General features: G+C 40.3%; 13 protein-coding genes. 4 read left to right on the forward strand and 9 right to left on the reverse strand.

Features of this window, described 5'->3' with window-relative positions:
• Positions 1 to 58: 58 nt before the first annotated feature.
• From ACO1QW_RS09030 to ACO1QW_RS09065, 8 genes are all read right to left on the reverse strand, one after another.
• Complete coding sequence (locus tag ACO1QW_RS09030) at positions 59 to 2,707, reverse strand: PKD domain-containing protein (protein WP_486257722.1); 2,649 nt, start codon at positions 2,705 to 2,707, stop codon at positions 59 to 61.
• Positions 2,704 to 3,534 (reverse strand): alpha/beta fold hydrolase, encoded by an 831-nt coding sequence (locus tag ACO1QW_RS09035; protein ID WP_486257724.1) that lies wholly within the window; start codon positions 3,532 to 3,534, stop codon positions 2,704 to 2,706. The genes ACO1QW_RS09030 and ACO1QW_RS09035 overlap by 4 nt, the downstream gene beginning before the upstream one ends.
• A 72-nt stretch (positions 3,535 to 3,606) precedes the next feature.
• Positions 3,607 to 5,226 (reverse strand): apolipoprotein N-acyltransferase, encoded by a 1,620-nt coding sequence (lnt, locus tag ACO1QW_RS09040; protein ID WP_486257726.1) that lies wholly within the window; start codon positions 5,224 to 5,226, stop codon positions 3,607 to 3,609.
• 120 nt (positions 5,227 to 5,346) lie between these two features.
• Positions 5,347 to 6,843, reverse strand: coding sequence for an IMP dehydrogenase (gene guaB / locus ACO1QW_RS09045; RefSeq protein WP_486257728.1), 1,497 nt, complete (start codon positions 6,841 to 6,843; stop codon positions 5,347 to 5,349).
• A gap of 47 nt (positions 6,844 to 6,890) precedes the next feature.
• Positions 6,891 to 7,991, reverse strand: coding sequence for a DNA-processing protein DprA (gene dprA, locus ACO1QW_RS09050; RefSeq protein WP_486257729.1), 1,101 nt, complete (start codon positions 7,989 to 7,991; stop codon positions 6,891 to 6,893).
• Between the two features lie 24 nt (positions 7,992 to 8,015).
• Complete coding sequence (locus ACO1QW_RS09055; RefSeq protein WP_486257731.1) at positions 8,016 to 9,941, reverse strand: OmpA family protein; 1,926 nt, start codon at positions 9,939 to 9,941, stop codon at positions 8,016 to 8,018.
• Between the two features lie 131 nt (positions 9,942 to 10,072).
• A complete protein-coding gene (locus tag ACO1QW_RS09060; RefSeq protein WP_486257733.1) occupies positions 10,073 to 10,732 on the reverse strand; it encodes a 7-carboxy-7-deazaguanine synthase QueE in 660 nt (219 codons plus the stop codon).
• Positions 10,733 to 10,754: 22 nt separating this feature from the next.
• Entirely contained in the window at positions 10,755 to 11,630 is an 876-nt protein-coding gene (locus ACO1QW_RS09065) for a bifunctional 5,10-methylenetetrahydrofolate dehydrogenase/5,10-methenyltetrahydrofolate cyclohydrolase (RefSeq protein WP_486257735.1), read from the reverse strand.
• 172 nt (positions 11,631 to 11,802) lie between these two features.
• Here ACO1QW_RS09065 and ACO1QW_RS09070 point away from each other — a divergent pair, with 172 nt between their 5' ends.
• Together ACO1QW_RS09070 and ACO1QW_RS09075 are read left to right on the forward strand one after the other, a co-directional pair.
• Positions 11,803 to 12,573, forward strand: a complete 771-nt coding sequence (locus ACO1QW_RS09070) for a PorV/PorQ family protein (RefSeq protein WP_486257736.1) — start codon at positions 11,803 to 11,805, stop codon at positions 12,571 to 12,573.
• A complete protein-coding gene (locus tag ACO1QW_RS09075) occupies positions 12,570 to 14,618 on the forward strand; it encodes a hypothetical protein (RefSeq protein WP_486257738.1) in 2,049 nt (682 codons plus the stop codon). Before ACO1QW_RS09070 ends, ACO1QW_RS09075 begins: the two co-directional genes overlap by 4 nt.
• Positions 14,619 to 14,629: 11 nt before the next feature.
• Here the strand turns inward: ACO1QW_RS09075 and ACO1QW_RS09080 are convergent, their stop codons facing one another.
• A complete protein-coding gene (locus tag ACO1QW_RS09080; protein WP_486257740.1) occupies positions 14,630 to 15,283 on the reverse strand; it encodes a hypothetical protein in 654 nt (217 codons plus the stop codon).
• A 231-nt stretch (positions 15,284 to 15,514) separates the two neighbouring features.
• Here ACO1QW_RS09080 and ACO1QW_RS09085 point away from each other — a divergent pair, with 231 nt between their 5' ends.
• Positions 15,515 to 18,658: a SusC/RagA family TonB-linked outer membrane protein gene (locus ACO1QW_RS09085; protein WP_486257741.1), complete on the forward strand. Its 3,144-nt coding sequence runs from the start codon at positions 15,515 to 15,517 to the stop codon at positions 18,656 to 18,658.
• Positions 18,659 to 18,690: 32 nt separating this feature from the next.
• Positions 18,691 to 20,262, forward strand: coding sequence for a SusD/RagB family nutrient-binding outer membrane lipoprotein (locus ACO1QW_RS09090; protein WP_486257743.1), 1,572 nt, complete (start codon positions 18,691 to 18,693; stop codon positions 20,260 to 20,262).
• Positions 20,263 to 20,275 lie beyond the last annotated feature (13 nt).

A 20,275-nucleotide genomic window follows, 5' to 3' on the forward strand; every position in this document is an offset into this window, starting at 1 on the left:
TATGGAACTAAATTTGTCTTATTCATAAAGTACCAGTAAATGTTTACGAATTAAATTCTCATCGTATCAAAATCACCGTTCCCTTCTTACTGATCGTTCTTCCTAAATAATCAGTACCACTCACCATCCACACATAAGCACCGGGATCTTGCTGGATGCTTTTGAACGTGCCGTCCCATCCTTCTTTGGTTTTGTTAGTAGCAAAAATTTCCTGTCCCCAACGGTTAAACACACGGAAATAATGAAACTGTGCAATGCCAATGGGTAAAGGTGTTAATACATCGTTGAGATTATTTCCATTAGGTGTAAAACCGGTAGGTACTAAAATGTCGGGTGAAATTTTAAAGATGCGCACATTAATCGTATCATAGGCGAAACATCCTTCGGGTGTTTCTGCACGCATGATATAACTGAAGTTTTCTCTTGATGCATCAAACAATGCCAATGGGTTTTGTATAAATGCATCATTTAAATAATCAGGTGGCGCCCATGTATAAATAGTACCACCACTTCCACTCAACTGTAATGGCTGACCGACAACCACGGCTGTATCGTTTCCTGCAAATGCCTGTACTGGCGGGATCACTGTTACACGCACCGTATCATACACTGGCTTGGGACAACCAAGACTTGATGTGCCTCTCACAATATAATTTGTTGTGCTCAATGGGAAAGCAGTTGTAACAGCATTGGTGGGTGAACCCAATGTTGATGCCGGTGACCATAACCAATTCTCTGCATCGCCTACAGCAGTAAGTGTTAATGTATCATTGTAACAAATGGCATCATCGGGCCCGGCATTTACAAGCGGATAGGGAACAGTATTTACAGTTACAGTTCTTGTTTGATTACACTTACCAATCGTTGATACCACTGTAAATATTGTTGAGGGTGCTGTTGGTGTTGCAACTGCATCACGCACATTTGGATTGACAAATAAATTGGGCGGACTCCATGCATATTGCAATCCATCGGTACTTGGTTTCAATACCACCGAATCGCCACGACAGATTGTGGTATCGTTTGGCGCACGCAGTGTTACAAAATCAACTACGTTCACCAACACAGAGTCGGTATTAAAGCAACCCGGCGCCAATGTTACCGTCACATAATATTTCGTCGGCACATCGGGGCTAACCAATGGGTTAGCTACATTTTGATTATTGATATTGTATGCAGGGCTCCATTGAAATGTTCCTTGCCCGATTGCATTTAACCGCAATGTGTCAATTGAACAGATCAATGTGTCATTCGTTAATTGAAGTGTAGGCTTATCGGTTATATTGATGGGCTTTGTGATCGTATCTAAACATCCTTTTGTACTACCAGCGATGAGTTGAACATTATACGTTCCGTTTAAGGGATAAGTGTATTGCGGGTTTCGCAACAGTGATGTATCTGCCAGCGTTCCAGTGTTTCCGAAATTCCATTTCCAGGAGTTGGTTGAACCATAAACCGAAGTTGTGTTATCAGTAAATTGTATCGGTACATTTTTACAACCATCATATGAATTAAAATCGGGGAAGAAACCGGGATACACGTAAATATCCGAATACGATGTGTCAGTACAAATTTCACCACGATTAACAATTAGCATTACCTTATAAATGCCGGTGTCCGCATAAGTAAATGTGGGAAGGCTTTGTGTTGATGTATCGGTTGTTGCAGTTGTTACCCCAAAATCCCAAAACCAGTTTTTGATCTCTGCACTTGGTGTAAGATTTTGAAATGTTTGTGTGAAGCCATCGCAGGTACGATTCTCTAATGGTAATTCAGAATCAGCAAAATCACAATCAGAAATACGAATAGTAAAATCTTTACGATGTACTGAAATAGGAACACCTCTTCGCCATTCTGTTACGCAAACATTCACCACGAAAAAGGAAGCGCCACTCGGATTTATAACGCCTGATGGCGCAACACCTGATATAACACCGGTTACAGGATCAATAGTAACCTTTGAACCAAGAGGGGATTCTCCACTAAATCCCCCGGTGTAATTAACAGGCTGATAAGGAGGCGGTAATGGTTTACGATTGGTGGAGTTAGGAAGTCCGTCCGTATCGTAAGCGTCGCAGAAACTGTAACTTAATGAATCGCCACGATCAGGATCAGTTGCACTGAAGGGTAATACAAATCGTTTGTTGCGACAAACCAGTGCAGTGTCTTTTGTATCGAACACCGGGCTTGAGTTTGTTTCGCTACCTAACAACGCAGTGCCGGGGATGTTGGCAACATAAGTTGAACCTGTGGTTGATCCACTCACATTTGATAAACCATTAATGCGGCAACATGTTTCAAATGCAATAGTATAACCTTGTGCACTGTTAGGTAATTCTACAGTGGTGGAAAATAATCCTACTTCATAACACACAGGAGGTGCATTGATGATACATGAAAAAGGATTTTGCAAACTGAGTGTTCTGAAATCAGTACGGTTCACAGATACACTGTCGATATAAGCTGCGTTTGTACCTCGGTGAAAAACACCCAGCGTAACCACCGAAGGTAATGGCGCAATTTGCGCACCCCCTGTATTGTTTAAAGGGTTACAATCACGAAACAAACGAAGTGTTACACGAAAGATGCTACCGCCATTTGGTCCGGGACCTACATAAGCATAATACATTTCACCACCAGAAATATGGCCGGCATAAGTTTCCTGCAAAAACAATAGGATAGATACAATCAGTAAAATTCGTTTCATTTGGTAGTGGCAGTTACAGTAGTTAAATCATTTACTGTTGTACAAAATTCTCTGATGGTAGTGTTAAGTTCTTTTGTTGCTTCGAGCATACCCATATGTGCAATACCGGGAACAAGTTTTGCCATGCATACAGTTGGTAAAGCAGTTTGTGCCAATGCATCAGCAGGGCTTACTGCTTTATCTTCTTCACCAATAAAAAACAAAACAGGTACTGTTGTTTTTTGCAGAATATGTGAACGGTCAGGCCTGTTGATCATAGCCGTGTAATAAGCTATTAACGCTTCGGCTGTAAATTGATTGCCCTGTTCGATCAGTTCTTCAACCTGGTCTTTATGTTCGGTATTGAAGATTTTTGAAAATAAATTAGGAATGGTGGTTTGCATAAACTCAGCCGCACTATGCTCTTTAATAAAGCTGATGGATTTTTGTCGTGCTGCTTTCTTTTCTTCATTATCTGCATAAGCTGTTGAATGAATCAAACCAAATGCTGATAAACGTTCGGGATATAATTCTGCGAAAGCCAATGTTACATATCCACCCATTGAATGCCCGAGCATAATGCATTGATTGATTTTTTCTTCATCGATCATTTGCTTGATCACTTCCGCCATCGATTCCACTGACAATTCATTAGTGCCAATTTTTGATTCGCCTGTACCAGGAAGATCGGGAATGTAAAAACGAAAAGCATTTTGCAGAAAATCGATCTGGTGTTTCCAGATGCGACTGTCTTCGCCAAATCCATGGATCAATATGATCGGCTGATTGCCTTTTCCTGTTATGAAGTATGATAGCGTATGGTCAGCTTCCAGCCTCTTTTGTTGCATGCGGGTAAATTACAAAAAATAACAGGCTGGCAAAACCAGACTTTGACAATTGGCCGAATTTTACCAGATGTTTTACAACTTCTTCCGTTGTTTGGCAGCGATGGTTAGATAAATGGCGAAAAGCAACAGAATGCCGGTTAAGATGAGTGCAAGTTTGCTTAGTATATCGCCGTAACGCACAAAAAATGTTTGTTTATCATTAACAGGGATATGCATTTTGGTAGATGCGGGTGTCCACCATGGTTGTGGTTGAAAAACTTCACCCGATGGATCAATAAAACAACTGATACCTGTGTTGGCACTACGCAATACCCATTTCCTGGTTTCGATAGCACGCAATTTTCCATAAAGCATATGATGTTTATAGCCGGGAGTGTTTCCCCACCATCCATCATTGGTGATCACCGCAATAATGTTTGCACCACTACGCACAAATTTACTCATGTATTCGCCATAAATACTTTCGTAACAAATAGCGGGTGCAATAACATAACCGTTGGTGGTTTTGATGGGTGTGCGTTCATCTTGTTTAGCATACCCACCTGCTGTGCCGCCAAATTCTTCAAACACGGGAGCTAGAAATTTGAGAAAGCCGGGTAATGTTTCCACACCGGGTACCAGCATTGATTTATGGTAAAATTGATTGGGACCGGTACTATCAAACAACGCACTTCCATTATACACTTCGTAAAAATTTGAAGTGCCATCAATAGGTCTTGCATCGTTTGAAACACGTTCGTTGAATACACGATAACTTTCGATGCCCGTAAATAAATTCAGTTTTGGGTGACGTTTTAAAAAAGCAAATAATGGATTAAGGAAGAAATTTTGTTTTAACGAAATTTCTTCAAAACCATTGCCGGTATACAAAGCTGTTTCAGGCCACACGAGTAATGTGGTGTTGCTATCGATCTGCTGTTCACTTAAACGAATGAGTTGTTGCAGCTGTGCTTCAAAGGTTCCGGTTGATAATTTTTCGTAAGGATCAATATTAGGTTGAACTATCACGATGTTGGAAGAGGTTTGATTTGTGATGTCGACTTTATGATCTTGCTTGCTGCTCATCAGCATTGATATGATGATGGGCATTGCAAGCACCGCTGAAACAATTAGAAGCGATGACATGCGTATTTCGTACTTCTTACCTCGAATTTCATTGTTCTTAGGAACATCAAACAACAATCGATACAACAATACATTCACGAGCAACACCCACAAACTTCCACCACTTGTCCCTGTGTATTCATACCATTGAATCCACCCGGTGCGTCCTGCAAATAAGTTGCCCAGTGTAAGCCAGGGCCAGCTCAATCCCCAATCCTGTAAGTGCAGGTATTCAAAACTCATCCAGAAAAGAATAAAAGAAACATAGCCGATGAGTGAACCGAAACGTCTTTTCATTGTGCGGAATGCTGCTAATGGAATACACATCAGCAAACTGTTGACGATGATGGCTAACCATGCACCTAACATATCGGCATTCCATATCCACCAGGTGGTGCTGATGTTCCAGGTGAAGAGAGCAAGATAGATTAACCCGAAAAATTTCAAACCGCTCAGATCCTTTTGCTCAATGATGAATAAAGGAATGAAGGCAAAAAAGATGGCAACGGTGATGTTGACCATTGGCCATGCGATAAAGAACAGTAATCCGGAGAGGAGCGATAGTAAAACGGGTTGATACTTTTTCAAGTAAATGGTTTTTGTAAAAATAGGAATGCCCGGCAAGATTGTCGGGCATTCATCAATTAAGAATTTAATTCTTTTATATTTCTTAACGGGTCTGACGGCCAAAGGCCGTACCGATCAATGTTATCTCGAGTAGTTCGGGCTTTCTTTTGTAATGATCACATCATGTGCATGGCTTTCTTTCATACCTGCATTACTGATTTTGATAAATTGCGCACCTTGCAAATCTTTTATGGTTTGCGCACCGCAGTAACCCATCCCGGCACGTAGCCCGCCAGTGAACTGGTGAACGATCTCTGCTACGTTCCCTTTGAAAGGTACACGACCTTCAATTCCTTCCGGAACTAATTTCTTGATGCCATCTTCCACATCCTGGAAATAACGATCTCCACTTCCTTGCTGCATGGCACCAATGGAACCCATACCACGGTATTGTTTAAATTTTCTTCCTTCGTAAATAATTGTTTCACCGGGACTTTCTTCTGTTCCTGCAAATACACTACCCATCATTACAGTTGAAGCACCTGCTGCTAATGCTTTCACTAAATCACCAGTATAACGGATACCGCCATCCGCAATTACAGGGATACCTTTTGATTTTAATGCAAAGGATGCTTCCATAATTGCAGTAAGTTGAGGAACGCCTGTACCGGCAACAATACGAGTGGTGCAAATTGAACCGGGACCAATACCAATTTTCACCGCATCGGCACCAGCATCAGCCAATGCTTTTGCACCTGCTCCAGTTCCGGCATTACCTGCAATGACCTGTAGCTTTTTAAAATTCTTTTTCAGATTTTTTAATGCGTCGATCACTCCTTTACTATGTCCATGTGCGCTATCGAGTGTTACAATATCAACACCCACATGTTGTAAAGCTGCTGCACGATCGAGCATATCGCCTGTAATACCCAACGCAGCACCCACAAGCAAACGTCCATAGGAATCTTTTACTGCATTGGGGTGACTTTGCACCTGCAACATATCACGGTAAGTAATAAGTCCGGCCAGCGTGCCATCTTTTTTTACAACCGGAAGCTTTTCAATTTTATGATGACTTAATATGGTTTGTGCTTTTTTGAGATCAGTCCCTTCAGGTGCAGTAATGAGGTTAGTTGATGTCATTACTTCGCTTACTTTCTTTTTGGTGTTTGTTTCAAACCTGAGATCACGGTTGGTGAGGATACCCACAAGTTTATTTTTCATGTCAACAATAGGAATACCACCGATCTTGTTTTCTTTCATCAGCTGTAAGGCATCAGCTAATGTCGCATCAATTGTCAATGTAATCGGATCAATGATAAGCCCGCTTTCACTACGCTTCACCTTGCGTACATGCGCCGCCTGTTCTTCAATACTCATATTCTTGTGAAGAATACCAATACCGCCTTCACGTGACAGGGCAATGGCTAAACCTGCTTCTGTAACCGTATCCATTGCTGCAGAGAGCATTGGAATGTTCAGTTTTAGTGATTTTGTGAGTTGAGTGCTGATGTTGGTTTCCCTTGGGAGAACCTGTGAGTAGGCCGGCATGAGTAAAACATCATCAAATGTGTAACCTTCGCCGAAAAATTTGTTGAGAACCGCTTTGCTGAGAGGGGAATTATTTCTTGTTGCCATGTGCAAAGATAAGGGAGCGGCTATATTGCTTCCAAATCGGGAAAAGATCAGCTCAGTTTATAGATCTTTCCGGGCATACTTTTAACCAGTCCGTTCATTTCCATCATTAGTAATGCTGCAGCTACAGCGCTGCTGTTAATATTGCTTTGTAAGTTAATCTCATCAATATGCATTTGCTCCTGTGTTTGTAATAGTTGGGCAATTATTTTTTCGTCTGTTGAAAGATCAACAAAGAGCTGTTTCTGTATTGATTTTTTCTTTTGTTGTTCTTCCCAACCCATTTGCTGAATGATATCTTCTCCGTTGCGTATCAATACAGCCTTATTACTTTGAATTAAATAGTTACAGCCTTCACTTTTGCTATCGGTTGTTTTACCGGGTATCGCAAATACATCACGGTTATAGCTAAACGCCAGGTTAGCTGTAATCATGCTGCCACCTTTTATTCCTGTTTCAATTACAATGGTAGCATCGCACATGCCTGCAACTATTCTGTTTCGTTCAGGAAAATTATGACGATCAGGTTTGGTGTCTTTTCTGAATTCGGTTAAGATGCCGCCGCCTTCAGCGATCATTTCTTTGGCGAGTGCGGTATGTTGGGATGGATAAATTTTATCTAAGCCATGTGCCAATACCCCGACAGTTGGCAGCTGTTGTTTTAAACTTTGTTTATGTGCAATAGCATCAATGCCATAAGCTAGTCCGCTCACCACCAATGGTTGATGCGGCGCTAGTGATGTAAGAATTTTTTCTGTCATCATTTTTCCATAATCTGAATTGCTGCGTGTGCCGATGATGGAGATAACTTTTGATGAATTCAGGTTGGCATTGCCCCGGTAAAATAAAAGAGTGGGAGGATCGTAACAATGCAGTAAACGTTTTGGATACTCATCCGCCGTTAAGAACAGTGGCTTGATCTTATATTTCTCTATGAATTTGATTTCATCTTCCTGTTCATTGAACGCATCGAACTTCTTGATGCTATTGGCACGTACCTCACCAATGCCTTCAATTTTTTCTAAGGTTGATTTCTTTGATTTGAAAATAGCTTCAGCTGTGCCAAATTCATCAGCTAACAGTTTAGCCTGTACGTAGCCAATGTTGGGCACTTGTGTTAATGCAAGTTGGTAGAGCAGGTCGGTGTTCATCTTATTTCTAAGGTAACACAAAAATTATTTTGCGATCACCTTCAATTCCGTCCGCCTGTTTTTTGCACGACCTTCTTCTATTTTATTATCGGCCACTGGTTTTGTTTCACCAAATCCTTTGCTCGATAACCGGTCGGCTGCAACGCCTTTGTACAGGAAGTAATTGATCACCGCTTTTGCACGGTTGTTCGAGAGCGTTAGGTTGTCGGCAGGTTTGCCCACATTATCAGTGTGGCCTTCGATCTCAATTTTCAATGTTGGATTTTCTTTCAATAGTTGCACTACTTTATCCAGCTCAATCATTGATTCAGGTTTCACTTCCGCTTTATTTACATCAAAGAAAATATTCTTCAACACAATACTTGCATTTACTTCAATAGGTGTGAGCGGAATATCGATGGTGTATGTTGTATCGCTGGTTGAACCTTTCAGGAAAAAATTCTCTGAGTAAAACAAGTAGCCTTTACGATTTACATTGAATGCATAATCGTTGCCAATGGGTAAGGTGATGAGATAATTTCCTGTTTCATCTGTTTGTACTTTACTAATAGTTTGTGCCGTGGAGAAATTGATCAATTCAACTGCAGAAGGCAAACCTTGTTTTGTTTTTGCATCAAACACATTTCCTTTTACCCATAGTGTTTTGTAGGGACGAACATGATCAGGCATTTCAAAACTGTAAATATCCAAACCACCTCTGCTGTCGGCACCATCACTTGCATAGTAAGCTGTTTTACCATCGCTACTGATTACAAGCGAACCTTCTTCATCAATGGTATTTACAGGATAACCGAGATTAACAGGTTTGCCCCAACTGCCATCAGTTTGTTTTCGACTCATGAATAGATCTGCTTCACCATAACCGGGATGGCCTTTGGATTTAAAGTAAAGTGTTTGATTGTCGGGATGAATGAACGGACAACCTTCATCTGCACCGGTATTAATAACTGCACCGAGGTTGCGTGCTGCACCCCATTGTCCGTTTGCTTGTAAGGTGCTCACATAAATATCACTGCCACCTAAACCAGATGGGTCGCTTGCAGTAAAATACAAGGTGCGTTTATCCGGCGAAAGAGATGGTTGTGTTTCCCAATATTCTGTATTGATAGCACGACCAAGATTTATCTTCGGTCCCCAACCCGTTTTGTTAAGGTTCGACATGTAAAGATCAAAATTACCTTCGCCCTCACTTCCATAGTTTGCCGCAAAGAATAGCAGCTTTCCATCAATAGAAATATTTTGCGCACCCTCATTCGATTCGGTATTTAACTCACCGGGCAAAGCCGTTGCTTTTCCCCAAAAACCATTCTTGCGTTCACTCACATAAAAATCTTCATTCAAATGCGAGCCACCTGTTTTTACTCTTCGTGTGAAGATGATGGTATTATCATCAATAGTTAATGATGGTAAATATTCCGACAGATTTGAATTAATGCTGTCGCCCATGTTCTGTGGTCTGAATATATATCCACCAGCAGGGAATTGGTTTTTATAGTTTACTGCAAACTCATAACAGCCTTTACGGTATTGCGCCGATTTAGCAACACGTTCGTTAAGATTTGGCTTTTGTAAATAAGTTGTGATGACAGAAAGAGCTTCTTCAAATTCACCATTACCTGCTAATGCGATAGAGTAGGGAAGTGAAAAGTTGCTGAAGTAAACGGAATCAAGATTTTTACCGATACGATATGTTTCAACAGATTGTTTGTATTTCTTTTGCTCGGAGAAAATACCGGCTTTACTTAAATAAGCATCCACAAATTTTGCATCCGTTTTAATGCATTCATCAAGTAGCTCAATTGCTTTTGGATAATTCCGGTAACGGGCTTCGTTTAAAGCCTCTGCATATTTATAACCAAGTTTTACTTCTACTTTTTGAGGATTGTACCATTGAGCGGATGCAATAGTTGCTGACAGAAGAAGGGTAATACAGGTTAAGAGTTTTTTCACTTGATTGAATTTGAGGTTCAATATACGAATTATCGATGGAGGGGATGTTAAAGCAGCGTTGAAATTGCAAGTTGCAATCTCGACTCCGCTCGATTTGTTACAAAACCCTTCGACTTCGCTCAGGATTTTATCTACGGCACGTTAATATACTTGTGTAGCTGAAGGCTGAGCTCCCATTGAGGATTTGCTTTGATATAATCGATGATGAGCGGCGTCATTTGTGCCGCTTTATCCCATTCTGGTTGCAGATATAGCTTACAGGTTGGTGATACTATTCCCGCATATTCTTCTGCCCAGGCAAAATCACTTTTGTTGAAAATCACTACTTTTAATTCACTTGCATGTGGAACAACTTCTGGTAGCGGTGCTTTGAATTTTTTCGGTGATAAACAGATCCAATCCCACTCACCACTTAACGGATGCGATCCCGATGTTTCAATATTTGTTTCAAAACCTGCAACATGAATTGCTTTTGTAAGATCTGTCAAATCATGCATCAGCGGTTCGCCACCTGTGATCACAACGATCGGTCTAAGGTTACTTCCCAATTCCTCATTCCCAATTCCCAATTCCTTCTTCATGTTGTCGACAATAATATCAACTCCAAACTTCGGATGTTTTTCTGCATCCCAACTTTCTTTTACATCACACCAAACACAACCCACATCACATCCGCCTAAGCGAATGAAATAGGCAGCACGACCCTGATGGTATCCTTCACCTTGTAAAGTGTAGAACGATTCCATTACAGGCAATACCTGTTGTGTAGTTTCAATTAATGTTTCACTCATGAAATGCAAAGATAACGAAGGCTTACTGCTTCTTCATGTAAGCATTGTAGGTATTCATTAGCAAACCGGCAATGGTCATTGGGCCAACACCGCCCGGTACCGGTGTAATAGCGCTGCTTTTTGGTGCCACTTCATCAAACTTTACATCACCTTTCAATGCAAAGCCGCTTTTCTTTGAAGCGTCGGCTACACGTGTAATGCCTACATCAACAATAACAGCACCTTCTTTTACCATGTCGGCCGTTAAGAACTCGGCTTGACCCAATGCAGCTACGATAATGTCACCTTGCAAACAAAGCTCTTTCAGATTAGTAGTGGCAGAATGACAAATTGTAACGGTGCAATTTCCCGGATATGCTTTCCGGCTCAGCAAAATACTCATGGGAGTGCCCACAATATGACTACGGCCAATCACGACCGCATGTTTGCCTTTTGTCTCCACTTTGAAATGTTCAAGTAACAAAAGAATGCCGTAAGGAGTTGCCGGAATAAAGGTTGGCGTTCCACTCACCATATTGCCGACGCTCACAGGGTGGAAACCATCCACATCTTTTGAAGGGTGAATAGCGTTGATCACTTTATCGTCACTGATATGTTTAGGAAGGGGAAGCTGCACAAGAATGCCATCCACATCGGAATTGTTATTCAGTTCTTCGATTTCACGCAACAATTCTTCTTCGCTGATGGTAGAAGGAAAACGTTTCAGAGTAGATTCAAAACCTATTTCAGCACAGGTTTTCACTTTCGAAGCCACATACGTTTCGCTGGCGCCATCGGTGCCAACCAATATCGCTGCCAAATGCGGCGAACGCTTTCCCTGTTCCTGTAATGCTGAAGTTTTTTTCTTGAGATCTTCTTTAATGGCCTGGGCTGCCAGTTTACCGTCGAGTAGTTGCATGGCGCAAAAATAACGCAGCTATTGATTGTTTCAAGGCAGTTATAAAAATTAAATCACTACTATTTTGCCTGCTGGATTAAATGATTAAATTTCTGAAACCAAAATCTGCTGCTTGAAAACATCTACACTAGCCTTTACTTTATTTTTCTGCTGCTTCCTTTCGGCCCAAACTGTGCGCCAGCCTTTAGTAAGTAGCTATCCGGGTTTGGGAGCTTACAGCAAAAATGTTTCTGATGCATTTTCGTTTATAATAAACCCAGCGGCTTTAGCCAACATTTCTCAGACAGGCGCAGGGGTTTACTGCGAGCGACGTTTTTTGTTGAATGCATTAAGTCAGTACACCGCCGTTGCAGGTTTTCAAACAAATTCCGGAGCGTTTGGCGTACAAGCCGATTATTTTGGTTACTCAAATTATAATGAAACACAGATTGGGCTGGGTTATGCAAGAAGTTTAGGAAAGAAAATAGATGTCGGTGCGAAATTCAATTATTACAACCTGCGCATCCCAGCATACACATCAGCTTCTACTTTTCATTTTGAGGCAGGAGTATTAATGCATTTGAGTGAAAAGGTACATGCAGGGTTCAGTGTGTTTAATCCTGTTGGTGGCGAATTGAATAAAGCCGCCAATGAAAAGATCGCTTCGGTTTATCGGGGAGGATTGGGTTTTGAAGTAAGCGACCGTTTTTTTATTAGTGCCGAATTGATAAAAGAAGAAAATAAGAATGCAGGTGTAAATACGGTGTTTCAATACGAACTGGTGAAGCAGTTGTTGATACGTGCAGGTATTAATACTGTGAATACACAACCATTTGTTGGGATAGGTTTGAAGTTCGGTGCTTTCAGGGTTGATCTGGCAACAGCTTATCATCCTCAGCTAGGCGTTTCACCTGCGGTGATGATCTTGTTCAATGGTAAAAAGAAAGAAGATAAAAGCGAGTGAGACTCATCATTACCATACTCGTCTTTTGTTTGTATTGTGCCACAGGTGCAGCGCAGGAAACACAAACCAGCGAACAGCAAATTGAAAATAATACTGAAGTAAATGAATCAGAAACTGAAGATGATTCTTATTTGCAATCGCTTCGTCATTATCAACGACACAGACTAAATCTCAACACTGCCACTGACACAGAATTAAAAGAATTTCTTTTTTTATCGCCGTTACAGATCGCCAATTTTCTTAGCTATCGGCGGTTGTTTGGAAAGCTGATCAGCATTTATGAATTGCAATCCATTCCTACTTGGGACAATGAGCTTATTCAGAAAATGTTGCCCTTTGTAATGGTGGGGCCTGCAGTTTCGTTGCGGGAAGATATTGGCCGGCGTTTAAAGGATGGAGAACATACAATTCTTTCGAGACTTACTTACGTGTTAGAGGAGGCTGAAGGTTTTAAACGGAGAAGAGATACTGCCGCTACAAGTTTTTATCCAGGTAGCAGGGAACGTTTTTTACTACGTTACAAATATGTTTACAGGAACTTATTACAGTACGGAATTACAGCGGAAAAAGATCCCGGTGAACAGTGGTTCAAAGGATCACAACGCAATGGGTTTGATTATTATTCTGCTCACTTGTTTGTTCGCAATGTTGGCATCATAAAAAATCTTGCCATTGGTGACTACACCGTAAATATGGGGCAGGGGTTAATTCAATGGCAATCGCTGGCATTCAAAAAGAGCGTTGATGTTGTTAACACAAAACGACAGGCTGCCATTCTCCGTCCGTTTAATTCTACCAATGAATATTTCTTTAATCGTGGTGCAGGCATCACTTTAGAGAAGAATCAATTCCAGTTAACAGGATTTGCTTCATTCAGAAAGGTTAGTGGTAACCTCGTTGTCGATACATTAAATGCTGAAGACTATTTTTCTTCACTGGTTACAACAGGATTACATCGCACACCCAATGAACAAGCTGATAGAAAGTCGGTGCAAATGAATTCGTTAGGAGGAAATATCACTTATAGCGATGGAAATCTTCATGTGGGAGCGAACGCCGTGAATTTTCAGTTCGATAAGCCATTGCAAAAAGATGATCAGCCTTACAACAATTTTTCATTTAATGGAAAGCAACTCACCAATATGAGTATTGATTGGAGTTACACCTGGCGAAACATGCATTGGTTTGGTGAAGTAGCAAAACATAACGGCAGCAATTATGGCATGATGAGTGGGTTGTTGATCAGTGCTGATCCAAAAGTTGATCTTTCGTTTGTATATAGGAATATTGAAAAAGGTTATCAATCCATTTTTGGAAATGCATTTACAGAAGGAACCTTTCCAACAAATGAAAAAGGATTATTTGCAGGTGCTTCCATAAAACCTAATGTAAAATGGAAGATTGATGCGTACATGGATTTTTATCGTTTTCCTTATTTGCGATTTCGAATTGATGCTCCCTCAAACGGGCAAGATTATCTTGTACAGTTAACACATCGTCCCAACAAACAAATTGAAATTTATACACGTTTCCGTAAGGAAAGTAAAGCAATCAATTTCACCGATGATGGTCAGTTAGTGACTGCATTGGTTGAGCCAGTAATTCGTAAAAATTGGCGAACGCAAATTCAATACAAGCCAAATGCAGTGATTACACTTCGGCAACGACTTGATGCGATGTGGTACAATGTGGGCGGTCCTTTAGAAAGCCGGGGTTTTCTTGCTTTTTTCGATGTGTTTTACAAGCCAGCACTCAAGCCATTCTCCGCCAATCTGCGACTCCAATATTTTGAAACAGACGATTTCAACAGCCGCATTTATGCTTATGAAAACGATGTGCTGTACGGGTTTTCAATTCCTCCGTTTTCTGATAAGGGGTATCGTTATTATTTGAATTTTAATTATGACGTAACGAAAAAGCTCTCAATTTGGTGCCGTTGGGCGCAATCTATATATGAAAATAAATCAACCTTTGGTTCTGGATTGGATGAGATTTCTGGAAATCACAAGTCAGAAATAAAAGCGCAGTTGCTTTTACGATTATGAATCCTGAAGCATTAAGACTTTTTCTTTAGATTATTTATGAAATAATAAAGTTTGATTACATCTGGTTCATAAGCGAGATTGAGATTTTCCTGGCTAAAAAAAGTTTTGACACTCTCAAGACTTATGTTAAATGTATTTGCTATCTGTTTTGCATTTTTTAATTCAATAAATACACTACCATCTTTCATCCAAAAGTGTTTGATGAATTTGAATTCATTCTGATTTCTAAAATTTCGACTAAGATAAACATTTGAAACAACGTTACTTATCTGGGATGAGTTCTCTTTATGCGATCCGGTTTTATCTGTAGTCGCCTCCCTTGCAATTGGAATATTCGAATAAGAGACCAGCACAGTTGGTATCGATGTACATTCATAAAACTTATTTTTTATGGGAATAAATTTTACGTTATCAATGAGAACGGAATCAATTGATTCTAGGCCTTCTAATTCATTATAAACATTATCCTTAATAAAAATGAAACTTTGGTTATCAGTATTGTAATTAAAAGGAGTGGTTACTGTGGTTCCGTTCTTAAATGACACCGCTCCGGTAATAAACTTGTTGAATAAGAGTTTTTTCAAACTTACCTGTTCATTTACAGGTTGCGCACTAATATTTAATGTAAAAAACAAACAGAATAAAGCGATAATAACCTTTGGCATATACTTTTTTTATAAATTATAAAAATTCACATTTAATGTGCTAAGATAATGCTGTTGAACCTTTTTCATCAGCTCCTAAAAATTTATTAACAATAGTCATTTTATAAAGCATCATTTGGGAGCTTTTAAATGTCCTTGATAATGTTGGTTAAGAAAATAATACTTTTTTTTACCGATTACGAGGAATTCCTATATTTGATTTCAAAGTTTTAAAACTAAATTAACAAAAACATGAGAAAAAAGCTATGCTTCCTATTGGGATTCGTGTTACTATTTGCTCAAATAGTGGCAGCCCAAGCGATCGAAGTGTCCGGCAAGGTTACGGACGAAAAGGGCGCACCAGTTCCATTTGTGACTGTTGTTGAAAAGAGCACCAAAAAAGGTGTTTCTGGTGACGCAACCGGAAATTTCAAAATTTCAACAAAACAAGGCGCCGTATTAATCATTTCGGCGATTGGCTTTTCCACAACTGAGGTTACCGTTAAAGGTAGTTCTGTCTCCGTTGAAATGTCTGCAGGCGGAAACACAATGGAAGAAATTGTGGTGACAGCCGGCGGTATTAAAAGTAAACGTAAAGAACTTGGCACAGCGAGTACCGTAATTAAAGCTGAGAATCTTGTTTCCGGTAAATCTGTTACCGTTGCAGGAGGTTTGCAAGGTAAAGTTGCAGGTTTGCAAATTAACGCTACCGATGGTGGTGCAAATCCCAACTTCCGTGTTGTTTTAAGAGGTCAACGTTCGTTAACTGGTAATAACCAGGCATTGCTGGTTTTAGACAACATTATTGTACCTAATGATGTTTTGGGTAATCTAAATCCTCAAGACGTGGAGGAGATTACTGTGTTGAATGGTGCAGGTGCGGCGGCCCTTTATGGCTCGCAGGCATCTAATGGTGCGATTGTAGTAACAACAAAAAAAGGGAAAAAAGGTGTTTCGTCTGTTACAATCTCAAATACAGTAACACTCCAGAATATTGCTTTCTATCCTAAAATCCAGAAAAACTTTGGTGCGGGTGGTTCAGCTTATGGATTTGATGCAAACGGCAGAGTTGTTTTCTCTTATTTGGAAAATCAATCTTACGGACCTGCATTTGACGGCACAATGCGACCATTAGGTGCGCCACTGGAAGATGGAACCCAGGATTCGGCATTATACGCCTACAATCCTGGACATTATGATTTCTGGAACACAGGAGTAACTAATCAGTCTGATATCAGTTTGACTTCGGGTGATGAAAACTCAACTTTTTATTTATCTGGTCAGTTTGTAAATGTTCAGGGTACAACGCCTGGCGACAAATACAATAGAGCTTCATTGAGACTGAACGGTACAAAGAGAATTAAAGAATCTGTAAATATCACTTACAGTATCGGCTACGTTCAGAACCGATATAATACCACGACTCAAACTGGCGCTATGTATGGAAACATGCTGAATATGCCATCAAACGTTGACATTACTAAGTATAAGAACTGGAGAACTGATCCACTTGCAAATCCTAACGGCTTTTACAACCCATGGTATCAAAACCCTTACTTTACCGCTGACAACAATAGAAGTAAAACACGCAACGATTATTTAACAGGTAATGTAGAGTTGAGATTTACTCCTATCAAAGGATTAGACCTGGTAGCACGACAAGGTATTTCAACGAGGAATTATTCAAACAAAAACACCGTAGGAGAATTTAAGTATACTGATTATGCAAAGCATACAGATCAGAGTTCAAAATCTGATATAGCAGCTTCTGTTTCTGATGGATCAGGTTATACTACTAATTTACTTACAGACGTATTTGCACAATACAATAGAAAAATCGCCACTGATTTTAGTTTAAATGTTGTTTCTGGTATTCAGATCCGACATGATGAAACGAAGTCTATTAGTGTATCTGGTAACGGATTAGTTGTACCAGGATTGTATAATGTTAGTAATCGTGTAGGTGAACCAGGTGCTGGTGAAGGAAGTGCGAGAGCACGTCAGTTTGGTGCGTACGCAGATGCCAGAATCGGGTACAAGAACTTCCTATACCTTCATGGTACTGCAAGAAAGGACTGGGTATCAATTTTGAATTCTCCTAATAACTCTTTCTTTTATCCTTCAGTCGATGTGTCGTTCATTGCAACCGATGCCATAGAAGGGTTGAGAAATAATAAAATCCTCAATTACCTGAAATTAAGGGCAGGCTGGTCTAAAGTGGGTCAAGTGAACCTGTCAGGTAACTACGGAGCATATCAATTGTTACCAACATTTGGTCAGGCTTATGGATTTCCATACACTATTGGTCCTGGCTTTACAGCAGGGAATACACTTGTTGCTCCTAATTTGAAGCCTGAATTAACAAGAACATATGAAGCCGGGGCTGATATGAATTTCTGGGATAACAGAATTATATCATCAATTACCTACTTCAAATCAAATACAGACGATCAAACCATTACAACGAGTGTGTCAAACGCTACAGGATATAGTGGTTTACGTACAAACGTAGGGGAAACCAGCAGCCAGGGCATTGAAGCTACGGCTCATGTTGACATCGTGAGAACCAAGAACTGGAGTGTGAATATTGGTGGCAACTATACTTATTTAGATAACAAAGTCATTTCAATTGATGCCCAATTACCAAAGCTTGCTTTGGCAACTTATGGCAACTCATCTGGTTCATATGCAGTTCCTAATTATGTTTTCCCGGTTGTGATGGGATACGATTATAAGCGTGACCCCGCTACAGGAAAAGTAATTGTTGATGGTATCACTGGTTTACCTTCAAGGTCTGATACTATTTCTATTTTAGGAAACGGTGCAGCAAAACATACGCTCGGCGTAGATGGAACAGTGAAATATAAAGGGTTTACTTTCTCATTCGTTGGAGAATACAGAGCCGGCGGCGTTATACTGAATAATATGGGTGCTGAAATGGATTGGTCAGGAACTGGTTACAGAACAGGAATCTATAACAGAGACAGGTTTGTTTATCCTAATTCTGTGATTGCAGATCCAGCAAACCCAGGAAAATATCTTCCTAATACTAATATTACAATCAAAGACGGTAATGGTAATGCTGGTTTCTGGACAGATGGTGTTAACCGTGACGTAACATCGAACTATGTTACATCTGGCGCTTTCTGGAAATTAAGGGAAGTAAGACTAAGCTATGATCTTTCTAAAAACGTCATTTCTAAAGTAAGATTTCTTAAAGCTGCTTCTATCAGTGTACAGGGAAGAAATTTACTGATTCTCCTTCCTAAAGACAATTTGTACACCGATCCTGAGTTCAGTGACGCAGGAAGTGGAAGCAATGGTATCGGTTTAACAGGTATAGGAAGTGCCCCACCATCACGTTATTATGGTGCTACTTTGTCACTTACTTTCTAAGCCATTTTTAAATGAAGAAAAAGATTTTAAATATGAGAAATAAAATAGCAATCCTGCTTCTAAGTGCTGTTGTTAGTTTAAGCGCTTGTAAGAAGTTCATGGATATCAATACAAATCCGAATGAGGCAACAAGTGCCACCCCGCAATTAATTCTACCCCAAGCCATCGTAGCAACCGCATCACAGATCAATGGCTATAATACAACAGGTGCTCAGCTGGGTGGTATTATGGCAAATGCCGGTGGTTACGGTGGTTTTGGTTCAGCTGTCACCTATGCATTTTCCGCAGCTGACCACGGCGGCAGGTGGGGATTTTATGATGTTTTAAATGATTATCAATTGGTAATGAATTATTCATCAGGCGACCCTTCTTTGCGTTTGTTTAATGCGGCCGCCAGAATTATGAGAGCTCATGGTTTTCAAATGCTGGTAGACCAATACAATTCAATCCCTTATTCTGAAGCCTTGAAGGGAGCTGCAGAATTAACTCCTAAATATGATGACCCGGCTGTGATCTACAAAGATCTTGCTGATGAACTTGATAAGGCTATTGATACAATTAATGCAGCATTGGCGGCAACAGTAGCACCAACACCGTTATCACCAGCTACTGACCCCATGTTTAATGGAAATATGACAAACTGGATAAAGTTTGCCAACACCTTAAAACTCAAAGTCGTTGTTACTGGTAACGCAAAGGTTACTTTTACAGCAAAAAACAAAACCTTTACTGGTGGTTTCTTAACGACCGATGCATTAATCAATCCCGGTTACGTGCGAAATGCAGGTAAACAGAATCCAAAATGGGGAACTTGGGCCTTTAGTGAAACAGGTACAGATGGTAACAAAGCCTGGATGCCAAACACGTTTGTTATGGCGTTTTATAATGGTGTTAAGTTGTTAGACAATGGAAGGGGCAAGGCCTTGTATTATAACTTCCCTTCAACTCCTACAAACAGGTTAGGCTATGAAGGACCTCCGGCTGCAGCAGCAAGTCCAAGCGGAAGTTTTTGGTATCCAAGTACGAACAGGGACGGCAAAACATCGGGTAATACCACAGGTGCTTTAAAAGGACCCGATGCTGGTATGCCTGTAATTACGGCAGCCGAAAGCTATTTCCTACAGGCCGAGGCTAACGTAAGAGGAATTCTTACGGGTGGAAACGTTAAGGCTCTTTTCGAAAGTGGAATATTAGCTTCTTATAATTATTTGTATCAACTTCCAAGTGGAACGATTTCTGGTGATCCGGCAACAGATTTTGCAACATACATGAGTTATAACAATACAAGCCCATTGGTAAATTTTGATCTTGCAGTAACCACAGCTCAAAAAATTGAAGCCATCATAACTCAGAAATATATCGCAATGAATATGGTGAATTCTGACGTAGCATGGAATGATTATAGAAGAACGGGTTATCCTACAGTAATAAATACTGCAGGTGCAAGCGGTACCCAAACCTTTGCTTCTACGCAGTCAAAATCAACCAGACCAGATCATTTACCAGCCAGAATTTTATATCCACCTTCAGAAGGCGCTTATAATTCTTCCAATGTTCCAAGAAATATTGATCCTTACAGTTCATTAATTTTCTGGGCTCAATAACCACAATTGAATA

It is taken from the genome of Lacibacter sp., from assembly GCF_057361365.1.

What these genes read in the sequence shown, in the direction of transcription:
- ACO1QW_RS09030 (WP_486257722.1), bottom strand. Translation starts at nt 2,707, where the DNA reads ATGAAACGAATTTTACTGATTGTATCTATCCTATTGTTTTTGCAGGAA.
- ACO1QW_RS09035 (WP_486257724.1), bottom strand. Translation starts at nt 3,534, where the DNA reads ATGCAACAAAAGAGGCTGGAAGCTGACCATACGCTATCATACTTCATA.
- guaB (WP_486257728.1), bottom strand. Translation starts at nt 6,843, where the DNA reads ATGGCAACAAGAAATAATTCCCCTCTCAGCAAAGCGGTTCTCAACAAA.
- dprA (WP_486257729.1), bottom strand. Translation starts at nt 7,991, where the DNA reads ATGAACACCGACCTGCTCTACCAACTTGCATTAACACAAGTGCCCAAC.
- ACO1QW_RS09060 (WP_486257733.1), bottom strand. Translation starts at nt 10,732, where the DNA reads ATGAGTGAAACATTAATTGAAACTACACAACAGGTATTGCCTGTAATG.
- ACO1QW_RS09065 (WP_486257735.1), bottom strand. Translation starts at nt 11,630, where the DNA reads ATGCAACTACTCGACGGTAAACTGGCAGCCCAGGCCATTAAAGAAGAT.
- ACO1QW_RS09080 (WP_486257740.1), bottom strand. Translation starts at nt 15,283, where the DNA reads ATGCCAAAGGTTATTATCGCTTTATTCTGTTTGTTTTTTACATTAAAT.
- ACO1QW_RS09085 (WP_486257741.1), top strand. Translation starts at nt 15,515, where the DNA reads ATGAGAAAAAAGCTATGCTTCCTATTGGGATTCGTGTTACTATTTGCT.
- ACO1QW_RS09090 (WP_486257743.1), top strand. Translation starts at nt 18,691, where the DNA reads ATGAGAAATAAAATAGCAATCCTGCTTCTAAGTGCTGTTGTTAGTTTA.